The following is a 15,746-nucleotide window of genomic DNA, read 5'->3' on the forward strand; positions in this document are numbered from 1 at the left end:
AAACATGGACGTGACAGGCACGCCACCAAAGCAAGGAACGCTGCGCGTTCCGCGCTCTGCCTCCTCGGCCTGAAGGCTGAGGTTTCACGCGTAAATCTGATGAAGCAGCGAAGAAAATGTGCATCCAGCAGCGTGATGTTCTATCTTGTATGGCAAATTACTGCCGCGCAAGCAGCCGATCTCAAGCTCGCGCTGGTGTATGACGGTGGCGGGAAATTTGATCAATCCTTCAATCAATCGGCCGCGACCGGTGCCGAGCGCTTTAAAAAAGACACGGGCATCAACTATCTCGAAGTGCAGATCAGTCAGGAAGCGCAGACCGAACAAGTACTGCGCAATTTGGCGCGACGTAAAACCGATCTGATTGCCGCGATCGGTTTTTCACAGGCACAAGCGGTACAGGCCGTCGCCAAAGAATTTCCAAACGTAAAATTTCTCTTGATTGATGCCGTTGCCAACGGCGACAACATCAACTCCATCATTTTCAAAGAACAAGAGGGTGCCTATCTGGTCGGCATGGCAGCCGCCTTGGTTTCGAAAAACAAACACCTCGGCTTTATCGGCGGCATGGATATCCCACTCATCCGTGCCTTTGCTTGTGGCTATGTACAAGGTGCCAAAGCAGTCGACCAGAAAATCACGATCACACAAAACATGATCGGTACCACGATCTCTGCCTGGAATGATCCAGCCAAAGGCAGTGATATTGCACGTTCACAGTTTGTGCGCGGTGCCGATGTGGTATTCGCGGCGGCCGGTGGTAGTGGTGCCGGAATTTTGCAGGCGGCCAAGGAGAAAAATCGCTATGCGATCGGCGTCGATTCTAATCAAAATCATTTATATCCGGGCACGATGTTGACCTCGATGGTGAAAAACATTGATGTCGCCGTTTACGACAATTTCATGCAGGTAAAAAATGGCACTTGGCGCGCTGGTGTGCAAAACCTTGGTCTCAAAGAACGCGGTGTGGATTGGGCCTTAGATAAAGATAATCGTGCGCTGATTTCAAGCCAGGTGGAGCAACGCGTCAATCAAGCACGGCAAGAGATTATTGCCGGGAAATTGCTGGTAGCTGACTATCGCAGCGAGCAGCGTTGCCCGCTCTGAGCGCCATTTTTTTCTCTGTTGATGCAGGCAGTATTTGTATGTAAATTTGCCATTTCCATACGAGTTCGCACGCATTTTAATCGATTTTAGTACTCGTCCCATTTCATTGCCGCGTTCGAGTTTGTATATTGGAACTGACATCGCCTGTCCTGTATTGCTTGTCAAATAAGTGGCAATAAGTTTTATTTTCTTCAGCGCCGGCTAGTCCTTGTTGAGCATTTTTTTAAACATTCAATAATTTATATTAATCGAGACATGAAAACACTTTCCCGTATCCTTCCCCCTCTCGCCTTCATTGCTGGCTCTTCATTCATGGCAAGCAGTGCAGTAGCCCAATCAGCTGGCGACACGGTTTTCAATGTCGGTTGGTTTTATATTCAACCCAACGATTCCAGTGAACCATTGAAGCGCACCGCGCCATCATCGATGGCCGGAACCATTCCGAATTCCAGTGCCAGTGTTGGCAATGCCAATACCTTGGCATTCAGTTTGACCCATTTTGTCAGTGATAATATGGCTATGACACTCGATGCCGGTCTGCCGCCGAAGTTCACGCTGACTGGGGCCGGATCTTTGGCCGGTTTAGGGGTGTTGGGCACGGCAAAACAATGGAGTCCCGCTTTGCTTGGTAAGTGGTATTTCGGCAGCGCGACCAGTGCTTTTCGTCCCTTTGTCGGTGCCGGCGTAACTTACGTTCGCTACTCAAACATCGAATTATCAAACAGTTTTCAAGCGGCGTCTGGTGGCACGGCCACGGCTGATCTCAGTTCTTCATGGGCACCGGTGGCTAATATTGGTGCTACCTACCAGCTTGATAAAAATTGGTCGCTACTATTTTCTTTGTCCTATGTCCCACTCAAAACCAAGGCTGACATTACCGGGATGACGCCATCGAATGTACAAACCAAAGCCAACACTAGCCTCACGCTCAATCCTCTCGTGGCGCTGGTATCGGTTGGGTATAAATTTTAAGTCGGTATCTTCTTTGGTCAACAGCGGGCTCAGGCCCGCTTTTTTTCGATAGACCCGGATGCACTTGCTGCAATGCGCTGAGTATGCTGGCTTTTCCTGCGTGACGCCCATTTTCTCCCAATTTCTGCATTTTCCCGCACCAGCTTAGATGTGCTATAGTGGCCTCGAGTTTGGCATAGGCCTGCGCGTCATCCCTCACCGCAGCGCTTCCGGTGCCGCCAAACTGTCTGAACTGTACTCATTCCATTGCGCAGTGAGTACGGCATCTTGTATATGGCCTTGCAGAAAAATTTGCAAGGCTGAATGCGCTGCCCTGCGGTAGTGCTGGAGCAGCGTCATTTCTCGGTGCGCATCACCAGAAACCGGCGCTCGCTGCGCTCCATGGCAATCGCATAGCTGATCAGGTGTTGATCGGCTTGCAATAAACGGGTCATTCGCTCACTGACGGCGCTGGCCTGCCATATCAATTTCTCTATCGTCAACAAAGCAAAGATGCTGGTGACGCTCCAAAGTAAAGCTGAAGAAGGCTGATAACAGCTGCCGAAACGCGAGTGCGAAAAAGATTTTTATCATCGATAAAGATCTTTCGTTCCTCATACGACACTGAGCAGTGTTGCTTACAAAAAAATAGGCTGGCAGATCGCTGCAGCGCATACCGATGGATTTGATTTTTCGTGCAACCGAAGAGCAGATCGGCCTTATGGTCATCGGCATCGTATTTGGGCGAGTGTGCACGCGGAACTTTTCATCGAGGAGAAATACAATGACTTTGAACAAATTTAAACACTCCGATTCATTGAGCATGGGTGTGGAATTGGAATTGCAGTTGATAAATTTATCGAGTTTTGATTTATCTCCATCCAGTCCTGCACTGCTTGATCTATTGCAGCAAGACGTATTTCCTGGCATGGTCACACCCGAGATTACTGAAAGCATGATCGAGGTGGCGACCACGGTTCACCTCTCGTATCAGGAATTGCTCACGCAATTGCGCGCCATGCGCACAACCCTGTTGGGCGCAGCGAAAACGCTTGATATTGGCATTGCCGGTGGTGGTACGCATCCATTTCAGATGTGGTCAGATCGGCGGATTTTTCAACTGGCACGCTATGAAAAAGTATCGGAACGTTACGCCTATCTGGCGCAACAGTTTACGGTTTTTGGTCAACACATTCACATCGGCTGCAGTAGCGGTGATGAGGCCATGTTTCTACTGCATGCCCTCAATCGCTACGTGCCGCATTTCATAGCCTTGTCGGGTAATTCACCGTTCGTGCAAGGGACTGATACCGGCTACCACTCGGCGCGCCTGAATTCGATTTCAGCATTTCCCTTGTCGGGACGCGCACCGTTCATACTCAATTGGCAGCAATTTTGCAGCGAGCATGTCGATAAATTGCTGCGCGCCGGAATACTCACGAGCATGAAAGATTTTTATTGGGATATTCGACCTAAACCGGAATTCGGCACGATTGAATTACGCGTCTGCGACACCCCATTGTCGGTCGAACGTGCCGCGGCTTTGGCGGCGTACTTGCAGGCATTGTGTCGTTACCTGTTGACTGGCGGCGAGCCGGCTGTGTGCGAGGAAGACTATTTGGTCTATGATTACAATCGTTTTGAGGCCGCTCGTTTCGGTTTCGAGGCGCAATTGGTTGATGCGCGTGATTATCAACGCCGCACATTGCGTGATGATATCGCTGCCACTATTGAAAAAATTCGCCCGCATGCACGTGCGCTCAATAGTGAAGAAGCATTGCTTGATATCGAATATATCGTCGCCGAGGGTGATGAAAGCAAGCTGTTGCGCCATCAATATGAACGACGTGCCAGTTTTCCTGATATGGTTGGCTATTCCATCGAGCGCTTTCGTGGCGACGCGGGTTGATCTGCTTCATTCCGGCATACCTCTGAGGTGGGGGAGGACGTCAAGACAAGCAGCCTCCGGCGGGCAAACCGCTTGGATTAAATCTGTGCTTCCCTGGCTTTCAGCAGCGTCGACAAATCTTGGCGCAACACGGTTTCCAGAGCCAGCACGGCGCATTCCAATGCGGTGACGATGTCAGCGATGCGCGTGGCACTCTGCGCATCGCTGACAGTATCTTCAAGCTGCTCGCAGAGTTCCACCAACTGCTGGGCTTGAACCATGCGCGCACATCCTTTGATGCGATGTACCAGCGCTGCGACTTGTTGGAAGTCGGGCAGCGCCGCTGCGGCTTGTAACTGCTGCAGATCGAGACGATTGGTTTTGATGACTTCTTTGAGCAATTTTTCCGCCAAGGCATCATTGCCCATGCACAGGGCTTTCCAGCCTTGGAGCTCGCTGGCGCTGTCCTTGTTTGTGACGGCTTGAGATACACGGTTGAAAAAAGCGACCAGCTTGGTGCGCAGTTCTTCCAAGCCGGCTGGCTTGAAAATACAATCGTTCATGCCTGCGTTCTGACAGCGTTGGATTTCCTCGGTCTGGGCATTGGCGGTGTAGCCCCAGATCGTGGTCGGCGACAGATCGGGCAGATCGTTTTCGATACTGCGTATGGTCTGCGCCAATTCATAGCCGCTTAAATGTGGCATATTGCAATCGGTGATGACCAGATCGAAACTTCCTGGTGACCAAAGTTGCATGGCTTCGCGGCCGTCGGCCGCGACACTGACTTGATGACCGAGAAATTCGAGTTGCTGTTCGAGTACGATGCGGTTCGATTTATTATCGTCCACCACCAACACCGTTAACTGCTTGAGGTCTTTACCACTCATAGCCGGTACTGCCTTGGCGGGCAGTGCTGGCGGCTGTTGTGAAGTAAGGCCGGCCAAACTCGGGACCGACAAATTCACCACAACCAGTGTACCCTTGCCCGGCGTACTGCTCAACGACAGCTCGCCCCCCATCATTTCACATAATTTTCGGCTGATCACCAAGCCCAGACCAGTACCGCCGCGGGCCTGGCTGTCGTGCTTGATTTGTGAGAAAGGATGAAACAATTTTTTTTGATCGTCAATGCCGATGCCGATGCCGCTGTCTTGTACGCTCAGCGTCAAGGCTAAGCGATTATCAGTTAAGGGCGCGCAGTCGAGACGGACATTGACAGTGCCATGTTCGGTAAATTTGATCGCATTGCCGATCAGGTTGAACGCGATTTGCATCAAGCGCTGCGGGTCGATCAATACTTCTTCGTTACCGAGTGCGGCGATGGATAGCGTGAGTGTCAAAGATTTTTCTTTGGCCGAGCCTTCGAGGACGGCGACGACCGACTCCAGCAGCTCACGCAGTTTGGTACGGCGCGGTTGCAGGTCGAGTTTGCCGGATTCGATTTTGGCGATATCGAGTATATCGCCGATCAAACCGAGCAGGGCCTGTGCCGAATGGTGCGCCAATTCGACTTGCGAACGATCCCAACGGCCTTGATCGGCATACCGCAGCGTCAATTCCAACATGCCGATGATGGCATTCATCGGTGTGCGGATTTCGTGGCTCATGGTTGCGAGAAAAATACTCTTGGCCTGACTGGCTTCATCGGCACGGCATTTCGATGCGGTCAATTCTTGCAGCAAATGTTCGCGCTCGGTCATGTCGACCCAACCGGCAATGGTGCCGACTAATTCACCGAAGGAATCATGGTACGGCACCACCCAATGGTAGACGCAATAGCTTTTTCCATGCAAGTCGATGAACAGGTCTTGTAACGCGGCTTGGCCCGTTTGTAAGGATAGGCGACAGTGTTGGGCAAATTCTGGCAAGACCTGATGTGCCTGCTCGTTGCCTGCACTATCGAGAAAAAACCGGCGGTAGGCGGCGTTGCACAAGCTCAGATTTCCGTTGACATCGGTGGCATAGATGGGGTGGGGGGTGCCGTCTATCAGTGAGCGCATGAAGGCGAGCTGATCATTGAGCTTGATTTCGGCGCTCTTGCGGCGGGCGATTTGGCGGCGCAGGTACAAGATCCAGCCGAGGAAGGCCAGCAGTATCAACAGCGCACCGCTGACAATTTGGTAAATATGGGTGCGGTAATTGATCCATGTGCTTAAGGTCGAGTGCGGTTCTTGGCGCCAGCGTCGGGTAATTGTCAGCAATTCGTCGGGCGGGATGCTGAGTATGGCTTTGTTGAGTATCGTGAGTAATTCGCCGGAATCGCGATGGACGCCAAATCCCATATGTACCGGCATGTCATCGACGGCGGCAACGACTTGGAGCTCATCTTTGAAAAAATGTCGAATCAGGTAATCGATACCGATTTGTGGATAGACCACGCTGTCGACTTTCCCCTCCTTGAGTCGCAGTAGTCCTTGGGTCGCATTGTCAACCAGCACTAAGCGAATGTGCGGATAGTCTTTGCGTAACAGTGGGAACAGCGGATTGCCATGGTTAATCGCCAAGGAGCGGCCAGTCAGATCAGTGAGCCCACGGACTTTGTGTTCAGATTTTCGCACCACCAGCACAAACATATCGCTCAAAAACGGATGGGTGAAGTCGATTTTGCGGCGCCGTTCTTCGCTTACGTTGAGCATGCAAATGGCCGCGCCGGCCTCGGCCTCCACCTGATCGACGATTTCTTCAGCCGCGGCAATGTTTTTAATTTCGAAGTGCAGACCGGTACGTTCGCTGATCAGGCTCAGGATATCGGCGGTGATGCCCTGAAATTGTTTGTCATCATCGAAAAAAGCCACCGGTGCCGACAAACTGTTGACGTACAGACGCAGGGAGCGATTTTTTTCCAACCAACGTTGTTCCCTTGGATTCAGATCCAAGCTCGCACCGCTCTGGGTATGCGTGCGTACCCCCCATTGTTTGAGCAGATCGCTGTTTTGATAGGGCGTGAGCGCAGCGAGAATTTGATTGATACTCTCGAGCAGATCGACATCGGTTTTACGCATGGCAAAACTCAAACCAACCAGTGGGTTGGGTAAGCGTGCCACCACCCGAACTTGGTCGAAATTTTTTTGCATCAGGTAGTCACTGGAAATATCATCGGCCAGATAGGCATCGGCTGCGCCGTATGCCAGCTCGGCCATGGCGCGTCGATTATTGGCCACGGTGTGGGCGACCGAATGCGGGTACCAGATGGGCAAATAGTCGTCGAGCGGCAGGTAAGCCGACAAGGCTATGCGTTGTGGCATCGTCTTGGTATCGGTTTGCTCTAAGCTGCGCAGCAAGACCACATCTTGTTTCACATAAGGGGCTGAGAGCATGAGCTCAGGATGCTTGGTATTGCCTTGGTTAGCGCTGCCGAGTAAATCAATGCGACCGTCCAGCAGTGCATGCAAGGCGGCACTTCGGCTATTAAAACGCAGTACGCGAACTTGCACGCCCATTAATTTTCCAAGCAAATCGATATAGTCGGCCGTGATGCCTTCGTAATTCGTATCTCCAGTGGCAACTTCAAATGGCGCGGAATCAGGTAAGGCTGTGCCTATGGTCAGCTGGCGTTTTTGTCCTAGCCAAGTCCAGTTTTTCCCTGACAGGTGAAAATCGACATGCTCAATCTGACTGCGACCGAATACGTTCAGCGGCGTACCGGATTCCAAAGCATCGGCGACGCTTGAAGTTTGCCATATGGCAAACATGAAACCGAGGCAGCAGCGTAGCAAGATCGCCATGTACATGCTCAAATGATATTGGTGACGTCATTGCGCTTACCGAACTCGATGAGTTCCAGCAGAGATTGCATTTTAAGTTTGGCAAGCAGGCGGGTTTTATAGGTACTGACGGTTTTTTCACTCAGCATCATCGATTTGGCGATATCTTTGTTGAGCATGCCATCGGTCAGACATTGCAAGACACGGAATTCGCGGTTACTGAGGTGATCGAGTAATTCAACTTCGATTTCCTCGGTGTCGTTCGGTATCAGCGGCAGGTCATGCGGGCGGCGGAAATAGGTGTGACCGGACAGGATGGTATTGACTGCGTGTCTGACCTCGAGCAAATCACCTTGCTTCCAAACGAAGCCGGAGGCACCGGCACGTTGGCAGCGGCGCATGAACACCGAGGGCTTATGGGAGGTAAACACCAGTACCGGTACGGCCATGTCATGCGAGCGTAGTCGCGCAATCACCTCGAGGCCATCCAAGGTTGGCAGCGCCAGATCGAGCACCAGTAAATCCGGTAACAATAGTTTGGCCTCGGTCAGTGCATCAATGCCATTATTGCTTTCCGCAATCACGTCGTGGCCATCCTGTTCAAACAGTGCGCGCAAAGCGATCAGTATGACTGGATGGTCGTCGACGATCATTATTTTACTCATGGCTTACTCCCTTGTTACTGCGCACGTTCAGACATGCGTCAATCTGTTTGAATAGGGCCGAGCAGGGCGCGGCAGGTCCAGGCTTGAGGATGCTTCATGGCCATCCGTGCGCGCGTGATACGCGAGAAATTCATGCACCGATAAGGCTTTGGAAAACCACCAACCCTGCGCGTATTCCACGCCGCGGGCACGTAAATAGTCGACTTGTCGCGCCGTTTCCACGCCTTCCGCGACGATCTTCAAGCGCAGCGACTGGGCCATGTGGATGATATGTGGAGTGACGCCGGCATGCTCGCTCGTCGCCGCATCGTTGCCTATGGTGTCGATGAATGATTTGTCTATCTTTAATACATCGAGCGGGATTTCTTGCAAATACGATAGACTCGAATAGCCGGTACCAAAGTCATCGATGGCCACAGTATGTCCGGCTTGCTGTGCCCGTAATATAGTCGCACGGGCATGCTTGATATCGAGCGTGCCACGTTCAGTTGCTTCAATCCAAATCTGATTGGCGTTGATCTCAGCGGCGGCCAACTGCGTGGCCAGCACATCGAGCACACGCCCGGACTTGAGGTCTTCGGGGGCGACATTGATGGCAATATGGAAGTCACGGTTGCTGCGTAAAAATTCTTGTAAATCGCTGATCAAGGTGGTGATGACGATGTCGGTAATCGCCGCGATCAAGGCATGTTGTTCGGCGCAAGGTATAAACAAATCCGGCCGAACCAAGCTACCATCCGGCCGTTGCCAGCGAACCAAGGCCTCTGCACCGATGCAGCGACCGTTGCGCAGATCGATAATTGGCTGGTAGTGATTAACGAATCGCTTTTCGGCAACAGCATGTTTCAGTTCGCCTATGAAAGAGAGTCGACGACGCACGCTCGCGACGATGGCGAGCAGAATTAAGGCGATCATCGCTGCTGCCCACGGCAACAATAAGATGGTTTGCTCACGCACGGCCGCGCTTGCCGCCGCGCGCGGTTTGTTGATGGCGACGGCGAAGTGGCCGGCCTGCAGATTTGCCGCGTAGTCGTCCGTTGCGCCTGACTTGCTCAGCTTAGTCGTTTTTTCCGCTATTTTTTCATCATTGTAGTAAACCGATAGCTGCGTATCAGCGGGTACACCGAGATCGGTGAATCGTAAAGGGTTTATTTGCAGCATATAGTGCGATGAACGCCATGTCGTCATCGCACCAGGAAAGGGTTGATTAAAACTGATGAGCAAACCGTCATCGCTGAGCATTTCAGTTTGCGGCATGGTTTGTTGGGGTGAAATGTTGCCCCAAGAATCGCATTTAACCGCGCCATTTTCAATATAGGACACGGCTTCAAAATGGGTTGCATTGAAGCTTAATTTTTGCATCGCTTCGCGATGTTCGTCTGAGCAAGGCGGAAGATTCAGTTGTTCAAGAGTAAGCAGACTCACGCTCGCCGCATGCATGGTGCTGGTGGCACGGTCGAGGGCTTGTCGTGCGGTTTGTTTTAATTGATTTAGTTCACTTTTTTCGGTGCGCAGGGAAGCGATCTGCGAGACCGACCACATCGTTGCCGCCGTTGCCAGTAATGCTGACATGCTGGCAATACTGATAATCGTGCTCTTGTTCATCTTTTCTGAATCCCCTTGATTGCCGGAAACATGATCCGTGTGCCGGAAAATGTCGGGCAATATTGCAACAAAGATTGAACGATACCGAAATGTACGCCGAGCTTATATAGTTCTATGACTACTAATGCGTAAAAAGTAATAGGACTGGTACTAAAAAACGAAATTGCAGTCAATCAGTCTACATAAAAATATCCTCAAAAAATATCATCATCGTGTTTAGTGAGGTGAAATTTCCCGCCATTTATTTTTCAGACCAGCGTTTTTTTTCGTACAGTATAAAACGAAAAAAAAGAGAATAGTCGGAATTTTCCTACTGTTGAAGCATTTTATTTTCAGTCAAAATTCGCTAAGTTCTCTGTGAGTAACTCCCAAATTTTTCCCAGATAGGCAGTGCGAAAATTACTCAACTGATAATGCGATGTCGCTTCATTGTGTGTCGCGACAATTAAGAAATAACCATACTCAATAATTTCTGTTGGTATCGGCAATATTTTCGGAATTTTCTTACATTTATTTTCCTAAAAATTGAGTAGAGTGACGTATGCAATTTGATGTGAGTGCAACCTACATTGAAAATATTGTCGGCCGTTGAAATTTGTTATTCATTTCGGAATCAGTGACAAGAGGCGGAGGCTGATCGACAGTGTTACCGATGCGAAACAGGCGGCGATTTTTGCTTTCCAGCCGTTGTACAACATTAAATCTATATTGATCAGTGTTGAGATCACGACCCATTGATGGCATGAGAAGTTTGCTTGCTATCTTCATGTCGGAGGCAGTCGTGCGCTTTTCAGCGCGATCAATATCTTTCATATTGCCAAATGTGTCAATCATTTTGATTTTCAATCGGCAATGGATTTTTTAACTGTATAGGAGTGGACCATGCAAACAGAGACCCAAACCAACACCAATTTTTTCAATTACGATCCGAACAATTTGCTCAATTTTATTTTGGAAAAATTGGAATTAAAAAACGATGCAAGCCTGTGTCGTTTCTTGGAATTGAAGCCGCATGTGATCAGCAAAATTCGTAATTTTCATGTGATGGTCAGCCCATATGTTTTGATACGTATGCATGAAAAAACCGGTTTGAGTATTGGTGAGTTGCGCGCTTTAATGGGCGATAAACGTAAGAAATATATGAAGGGCGGCGAACGCTGGGTCAGTACTGCACCGAATGATAAAGTTTACGCACAGCCGGATGCCGAGAAGCAAGCAGCAGTGGCGTGATGCAGAGCGCGGTTCCATATCGGTCTGATATGGAGTTGTGCTGTTTAATTCTTTCCAATTGGCACCGATCATTTAACATGGATCGGTGTCATTTTTTTTAGGTAGGCACGAATTTTATCGCAGCGAAATTGAGCTTTGCCAATTAAACTCAGTGTATCAGCGTCAGGCTGCTGGCCAGGCTTTCTTGGCCGGAGCGACTGATCGCCGTAATACTGATTTCCTTCGTCTTGGCCTTAGCTGGCAGTGTGATGTCGACTTGTAGTTGCTGCGCACTCTGTACGCTGAGCAACCATTGTTCATCGCTACGTCGCCACACGGCTAACCAACGGGTATTCTCAGGGTCGGCCAAATTCACTCGCAGTGATTGCTGATCTGCATGCAAGTGCAATTGTGGGGCGGCCAAGTTGGTACTTTCCAACCAAGGCGAGGCAGGTACCACGGCCACCGTTGCATATTTCTCGGTCGCCAGTCGCTGGCGTATCTCTTTGCGATTCTGTAATAAGCTGATCATACTGAAATGAATATGTCCGTCGCCTGAACGTTCGCGCAAGACCTCGACTTGATTGAGAATTTCATCGGCGCTCCAAGAGCGCTCGCTTTGGTCGATGCGACTGGTGTACAGGCCAGGCCAAATATGGCGTTGCTGCGAATTTTGCGCTTGCCAGTAGTCATACAATACTTTGAAGGCCTGCGGCGTTTGATTGATAGGCCAATACAGTTGCGGTGCCAGATAGTCGAGCCAGCCTTGCGCCAACCACAGTTCCACATCGGCATACAATTTATCGTATTGGCTAAATCCGGTAATGCCGGCGGGCATGCGATCGAGTCGCCCTATGCCAAACGGGCTGATACCAAATTTCACCCAACTTTTTTCTCGGTGGACAATCTGGTTGAGCGCCTCGACCAAGTTGTTAACATGCGTGCGCCGCCAGTCGGCGCGACTAAGTGTGCCAGCGCTTTGCAGATAACGGTTCCAGTTCGCATCATCGGGAAAATCGACTTCCGCGCCACTGGCATTTTTGATCGGGTAGGGATAGAAGTAATCGTCGATATGAATGCCGTCGACGTCGTAGCGGTGAACGACGTCACTGATGACACGCAGAGTTTGTTCCATCGCCTGCGGTTCCGACGGATCCATCCATTGCAACTCACCGTACTGGCGCACCACACCGGGTACGCTGCGGCTGATGTGATTTTTTGCCACGCTACCCTTGGCACCTGCGCTGCGCGCGCGGTAGGGATTGAACCAAGCATGTAATTCCAAGCCACGTTGGTGTGCCTGTTCTATCCAAAATTGCAGTGGGTCGTAATAAGGGCGCGGTGCACGTCCTTGTTCTCCGGTCAGAAATTCAGACCACGGTTCGATGGCCGAGGGATAAATCGCATCGGCTGCTGGCCGCACTTGCAAAACGATGGCATTGAGCTTCATCTCGGCGGCTTGATCGAGCACGGTGAGGATTTCTGCTTTTTGCTTTTCGCTACTGAGGTCGCGCCGGCTTGGCCAGTCAATATTGGCCACCGTCGATACCCAAACGGCGCGGAACTCACGCGGTGTGGCGGGGGGCTGGCCAGCAGTCGGCGGGCTCGTCGGTCGGCTGGAAGGCGGTAGCAATGGCGTCTTGCTTGGGCTTGAAGGCGGCGGTGGCGACTGGCAGGCCAACATCAGCAAGACGGCTGCCGACGCGCTCAGCAGGCTGAGGCGGCGCGATCGGAGGGGCGTGGTGAGCGCGAAGACGTGGGCAAGCATGCGGCAATGATCGTTGTAAAACAAAAGAGCTCAGATGCTACTGCATTCCACTTAGGCAGACCAGCATTTTCAGCAGCAAGCCGGCGGCGGAATGATTGTTGATTGAAGCTTATAATTCTTATTTTAGCAATAATGAATTGTTGCGGGAGAGCTTTATTTGGACTAATTTCTCGCATATAGTGCGTGCATGCCGTCGATTCAGCTAAAAAATGAATCAAAATATAAACAATAGCTACTTGTTGAGCAATAATCGAGTCCTCTCGAAACACCAGCAAGTCGCCCCGCTCGGAGAAGTAACAATGAAAACCACGCAATGGATAGCCGCCTTGAGTTTGCTCGCTTTGAGCAGTAATGTATTGGCGCAAGAAAGTGCCGATAAGAAGTATGCTTATCTGCTCGGTACCGCGGTACCGACCCAGGCGGCGCAACGTACTATTGCCATCACGCCAAATACCAAGGCTGTCAACGTAACCGGCGGCGAGACCGTGCAGTTCACCGTCGGTGACTCAGCGTTTGCCTGGAAATTTGACGTTGCCATGACGGTCAGCAGCTTTGAACTCAATGCCGTCGCACCGGCCGGCTTGTTAGCGCAAACTGTGCGTGCCTATGTGGCAACTGACCCGCAATATCTGAATCCTTGATGTTTACCGCCATCAGATTTGAGCGCGCCCACGCGAAAACGTGGCAATATCAAGTCTGATGAATAGCAGAAAGCGGCGCAGATGGATAAATTGATTGCGATGCAGGTATTTAACGAGGTGGTCAAGTATGGCAGTTTTTCTCGCGCGGCCGAGCACCTCAATATGGTGCCCTCGGTGGTTACTCGCCATGTTTCTGCCTTGGAAAAGCAATTGGGTTCGCAATTATTGGTGCGTACCACGCGACGCTTGTCGCTCACTGAGCGCGGCGAAATTTACCTGGAGCACAGCCGCCAGATTCTCGACGATGTCAGTCATGCGGAAGCCTTGGTCAGTTCGGCCGGGAAAGCGTATTCCGGGGTATTGAAAATTTCGGCACCGGTTAATTTCGGATTACATTTCCTGCCTTCGCTGATACGGAAGTTTCAAGAACTTTATCCTGACATCGTTTTCGATTTGATACTGTCCGATGAGCCGGTCGATTTCGCTGCCAGTGGCCGTGACCTTGCCATCACCATTGGCGGCAATGCCATCCATTCCGATACAGTGACGCGCGAATTGGTCTCCACCCGTTTGATTCTGTGCGCTAGTCCGCAATACTTGCGGCAAGCACCGCCCTTACAATGTGCTGAAGATTTGCCGCTGCACCGCTGTATCGTGCTGCCAGGCTATGCGGGCGGCGGCGAGGTCTGGCCACTGATGGCGCGTGATGGGCGTATTACGACGGTGCCGCTCAAGCCATCAATGGTGTGTAATACCTCAGCCATGGCGTTTCAATGCGCGCTCAACGACCTCGGTATTGCCATGCTGACCTGCGTACTGACTGAGGATCACATCAGAACCGGTCGCTTGGTGCATGTGCTGGGCGAGTACGAAGTACCGGGCTTGCAATTGCTGATCGCCTATCCGAGTCGGCGCTATTTGACCTCGAAGGCGCGCAGTTTTGTGGAGTTTTTGATTGCGCGCATCACGCAAAACTCCGCTGCGCTAGCCCTTAGCCAGGCACCGGCGGATGCGCTGGCGCTGCTGACGCCGGCGCGCTTTGCTTGACGAACACTAATTGGCTGGTATCGAAACCGAGTGCGGCGGCGCGCGCCAGTAAGCGGGCTTGGACTGCCGGGTCCAGCGTAGGTGTGCGCGATAGCAGCCACAGATACGATTTATCGGCACCGCCGACGAGCGAGTACTGGTAGTGCTCGGTATCGAGCTCAAAGATCACGTAGGCACCGTAAAACGGTCCGAAAAACGACACCTTGAGAAAACCGACCTCAGGACCATCGACAAAAAACGCTTTGCCGGTCGATTCGCTCCATTTACCATCAGCGGCATGAAAGCCGCGATTGATCACGCGCAGGCCGCCATCCTCGCGCGGGCTGTAGTCGGCCGTGACCTCGCTCAAGCCGCGTTCAAACCAATGGTCGATGCGGGCAATTTCATACCATTTACCGAGATAACGGGCGCTGTCGAACTGCGCCACTGGCACCACGTCGGGTGGGCGATTGACGCAGGCGCTGAGCAGCACCGGCAACATTAACAGAAACAGGAATTTGCGCATGGAGGGGCTCGCCTTGTTAAAAAAATCGCAGGCTACGCTGACTTCTGAGAGCCGCGCAGATACATCAAGATACAATTGGCCGGACAACCGAAATCAAGCTGATGGCGTTATTGCATGAATGGCAGACTAGGTACTGCCCTACCGAAACTTTACAGGGGAACTCACATGCACACAAATAAAAAATCATCGGCACTGCGCTATACCATCGCTTTACTCGGTTTGGCCGCGGCATTGAGTGCGGCGACCAGCCAGGCCGAAGAAACCCCATGGCAGAAAGCGCATCCGCGCCGCGCCGAAGTCAATCAGCGGCTCGACAATCAAAACAAACGCATCAATAAAGAAGTGGCGGAAGGAGAAATGAGCAAGGGGAAAGCCGCCCGACTCAAGAAGCAAGATCATCAGATTCGCCAGGAAGAACGCGATATGGCGTCGCAAGATCACGGCCATATCAGCAAGCAAGAACAGAAAACTTTGAATCAGCAGGAAAATGCCGTCAGTAAAAAAATCGGTTCTTGACTCTTGATTCTTGATTCCTGATCGGTATTCATCAAAAATCTGACTAGGGTTTGAAACCCCGGGCTTCAGAGGCTGTCGCAAAAGGGTATTGAGTCGGTATCATTACCCTAACTGGTGGCCACGTCATTCCTGCGCGCTTT

Annotated in this window: 16 protein-coding genes; 7 read left to right on the forward strand and 9 right to left on the reverse strand. The window is 51.4% G+C overall.

Annotated elements, in window-relative coordinates:
* The first annotated feature begins 135 nt into the window (after nt 1-135).
* Nucleotides 136-1,107, forward strand: coding sequence for a BMP family ABC transporter substrate-binding protein (locus tag QN359_RS17940; RefSeq protein WP_322250993.1), 972 nt, complete (start codon nt 136-138; stop codon nt 1,105-1,107).
* A 312-nt stretch (nt 1,108-1,419) separates the two neighbouring features.
* The gene (locus QN359_RS17945) at nt 1,420-2,079 is read left to right on the forward strand and encodes an OmpW/AlkL family protein (RefSeq protein ID WP_323493604.1); all 660 of its coding nucleotides are present in this window, start codon (nt 1,420-1,422) and stop codon (nt 2,077-2,079) included.
* Nucleotides 2,080-2,274: 195 nt separating this feature from the next.
* Here QN359_RS17945 and QN359_RS17950 read toward each other — a convergent pair whose 3' ends face one another.
* Nucleotides 2,275-2,418, reverse strand: coding sequence for a hypothetical protein (locus QN359_RS17950; protein ID WP_322250995.1), 144 nt, complete (start codon nt 2,416-2,418; stop codon nt 2,275-2,277).
* Between the two features lie 99 nt (nt 2,419-2,517).
* Entirely contained in the window at nt 2,518-2,856 is a 339-nt protein-coding gene (locus QN359_RS17955) for a hypothetical protein (protein WP_322250996.1), read from the reverse strand.
* Here QN359_RS17955 and QN359_RS17960 point away from each other — a divergent pair.
* Complete coding sequence (locus tag QN359_RS17960) at nt 2,843-3,967, forward strand: YbdK family carboxylate-amine ligase (RefSeq protein ID WP_322250997.1); 1,125 nt, start codon at nt 2,843-2,845, stop codon at nt 3,965-3,967. The genes QN359_RS17955 and QN359_RS17960 overlap by 14 nt on opposite strands.
* Nucleotides 3,968-4,044: 77 nt before the next feature.
* Here QN359_RS17960 and QN359_RS17965 read toward each other — a convergent pair whose 3' ends face one another.
* The 4 genes from QN359_RS17965 to QN359_RS17980 form a co-directional block, all read right to left on the reverse strand.
* On the reverse strand, nt 4,045-7,671 hold the full coding sequence (locus QN359_RS17965) for a transporter substrate-binding domain-containing protein (RefSeq protein ID WP_323493348.1): 3,627 nt from the start codon (nt 7,669-7,671) through the stop codon (nt 4,045-4,047).
* A gap of 8 nt (nt 7,672-7,679) precedes the next feature.
* Nucleotides 7,680-8,315 carry a response regulator transcription factor gene (locus QN359_RS17970; RefSeq protein WP_322250999.1) on the reverse strand — a complete coding sequence of 212 codons (636 nt, stop codon included), beginning with the start codon at nt 8,313-8,315 and terminating at the stop codon, nt 7,680-7,682.
* A 27-nt stretch (nt 8,316-8,342) separates the two neighbouring features.
* On the reverse strand, nt 8,343-9,920 hold the full coding sequence (locus tag QN359_RS17975) for an EAL domain-containing protein (protein ID WP_322251000.1): 1,578 nt from the start codon (nt 9,918-9,920) through the stop codon (nt 8,343-8,345).
* A 564-nt stretch (nt 9,921-10,484) separates the two neighbouring features.
* Nucleotides 10,485-10,754, reverse strand: coding sequence for a hypothetical protein (locus QN359_RS17980; protein WP_322251001.1), 270 nt, complete (start codon nt 10,752-10,754; stop codon nt 10,485-10,487).
* Between the two features lie 48 nt (nt 10,755-10,802).
* Here QN359_RS17980 and QN359_RS17985 point away from each other — a divergent pair, with 48 nt between their 5' ends.
* Nucleotides 10,803-11,150: a hypothetical protein gene (locus tag QN359_RS17985; RefSeq protein WP_322251002.1), complete on the forward strand. Its 348-nt coding sequence runs from the start codon at nt 10,803-10,805 to the stop codon at nt 11,148-11,150.
* 148 nt (nt 11,151-11,298) lie between these two features.
* Here QN359_RS17985 and QN359_RS17990 read toward each other — a convergent pair whose 3' ends face one another.
* Entirely contained in the window at nt 11,299-12,897 is a 1,599-nt protein-coding gene (locus tag QN359_RS17990; protein WP_322251003.1) for a glycoside hydrolase family 10 protein, read from the reverse strand.
* On the reverse strand, nt 12,837-13,211 hold the full coding sequence (locus tag QN359_RS17995; protein WP_322251004.1) for a hypothetical protein: 375 nt from the start codon (nt 13,209-13,211) through the stop codon (nt 12,837-12,839). Before QN359_RS17995 ends, QN359_RS17990 begins: the two co-directional genes overlap by 61 nt.
* Here QN359_RS17995 and QN359_RS18000 point away from each other — a divergent pair.
* Together QN359_RS18000 and QN359_RS18005 are read left to right on the forward strand one after the other, a co-directional pair.
* On the forward strand, nt 13,197-13,538 hold the full coding sequence (locus tag QN359_RS18000; RefSeq protein ID WP_322251005.1) for a CzcE family metal-binding protein: 342 nt from the start codon (nt 13,197-13,199) through the stop codon (nt 13,536-13,538). The two genes, QN359_RS17995 and QN359_RS18000, sit on opposite strands and share 15 nt — an antisense overlap.
* An 81-nt stretch (nt 13,539-13,619) precedes the next feature.
* Nucleotides 13,620-14,585, forward strand: a complete 966-nt coding sequence (locus tag QN359_RS18005; RefSeq protein ID WP_322251006.1) for a LysR family transcriptional regulator — start codon at nt 13,620-13,622, stop codon at nt 14,583-14,585.
* Here the strand turns inward: QN359_RS18005 and QN359_RS18010 are convergent.
* Entirely contained in the window at nt 14,530-15,072 is a 543-nt protein-coding gene (locus tag QN359_RS18010; RefSeq protein WP_416200233.1) for a lipocalin family protein, read from the reverse strand. The genes QN359_RS18005 and QN359_RS18010 overlap by 56 nt on opposite strands.
* A gap of 183 nt (nt 15,073-15,255) precedes the next feature.
* On the opposite strand from QN359_RS18010, the gene QN359_RS18015 reads away from it, so the two are divergent.
* The gene (locus tag QN359_RS18015) at nt 15,256-15,606 is read left to right on the forward strand and encodes a hypothetical protein (protein ID WP_322251008.1); all 351 of its coding nucleotides are present in this window, start codon (nt 15,256-15,258) and stop codon (nt 15,604-15,606) included.
* The last annotated feature ends 140 nt before the right edge of the window (nt 15,607-15,746 follow it).

Source organism: Undibacterium sp. 5I2 (genome assembly GCF_035019605.1).
GTDB lineage: Bacteria > Pseudomonadota > Gammaproteobacteria > Burkholderiales > Burkholderiaceae_D > Undibacterium.

Bases quoted from the DNA above. Each gene is read 5' to 3' on its own strand.
- QN359_RS17940 (WP_322250993.1), top strand. From the start codon at position 136: ATGTTCTATCTTGTATGGCAAATTACTGCCGCGCAAGCAGCCGATCTC.
- QN359_RS17945 (WP_323493604.1), top strand. From the start codon at position 1,420: ATGGCAAGCAGTGCAGTAGCCCAATCAGCTGGCGACACGGTTTTCAAT.
- QN359_RS17950 (WP_322250995.1), bottom strand. From the start codon at position 2,418: ATGACGCTGCTCCAGCACTACCGCAGGGCAGCGCATTCAGCCTTGCAA.
- QN359_RS17960 (WP_322250997.1), top strand. From the start codon at position 2,843: ATGACTTTGAACAAATTTAAACACTCCGATTCATTGAGCATGGGTGTG.
- QN359_RS17965 (WP_323493348.1), bottom strand. From the start codon at position 7,671: ATGGCGATCTTGCTACGCTGCTGCCTCGGTTTCATGTTTGCCATATGG.
- QN359_RS17970 (WP_322250999.1), bottom strand. From the start codon at position 8,315: ATGAGTAAAATAATGATCGTCGACGACCATCCAGTCATACTGATCGCT.
- QN359_RS17975 (WP_322251000.1), bottom strand. From the start codon at position 9,920: ATGAACAAGAGCACGATTATCAGTATTGCCAGCATGTCAGCATTACTG.
- QN359_RS17980 (WP_322251001.1), bottom strand. From the start codon at position 10,754: ATGATTGACACATTTGGCAATATGAAAGATATTGATCGCGCTGAAAAG.
- QN359_RS17985 (WP_322251002.1), top strand. From the start codon at position 10,803: ATGCAAACAGAGACCCAAACCAACACCAATTTTTTCAATTACGATCCG.
- QN359_RS17990 (WP_322251003.1), bottom strand. From the start codon at position 12,897: ATGCTTGCCCACGTCTTCGCGCTCACCACGCCCCTCCGATCGCGCCGC.
- QN359_RS18000 (WP_322251005.1), top strand. From the start codon at position 13,197: ATGAAAACCACGCAATGGATAGCCGCCTTGAGTTTGCTCGCTTTGAGC.
- QN359_RS18005 (WP_322251006.1), top strand. From the start codon at position 13,620: ATGGATAAATTGATTGCGATGCAGGTATTTAACGAGGTGGTCAAGTAT.
- QN359_RS18015 (WP_322251008.1), top strand. From the start codon at position 15,256: ATGCACACAAATAAAAAATCATCGGCACTGCGCTATACCATCGCTTTA.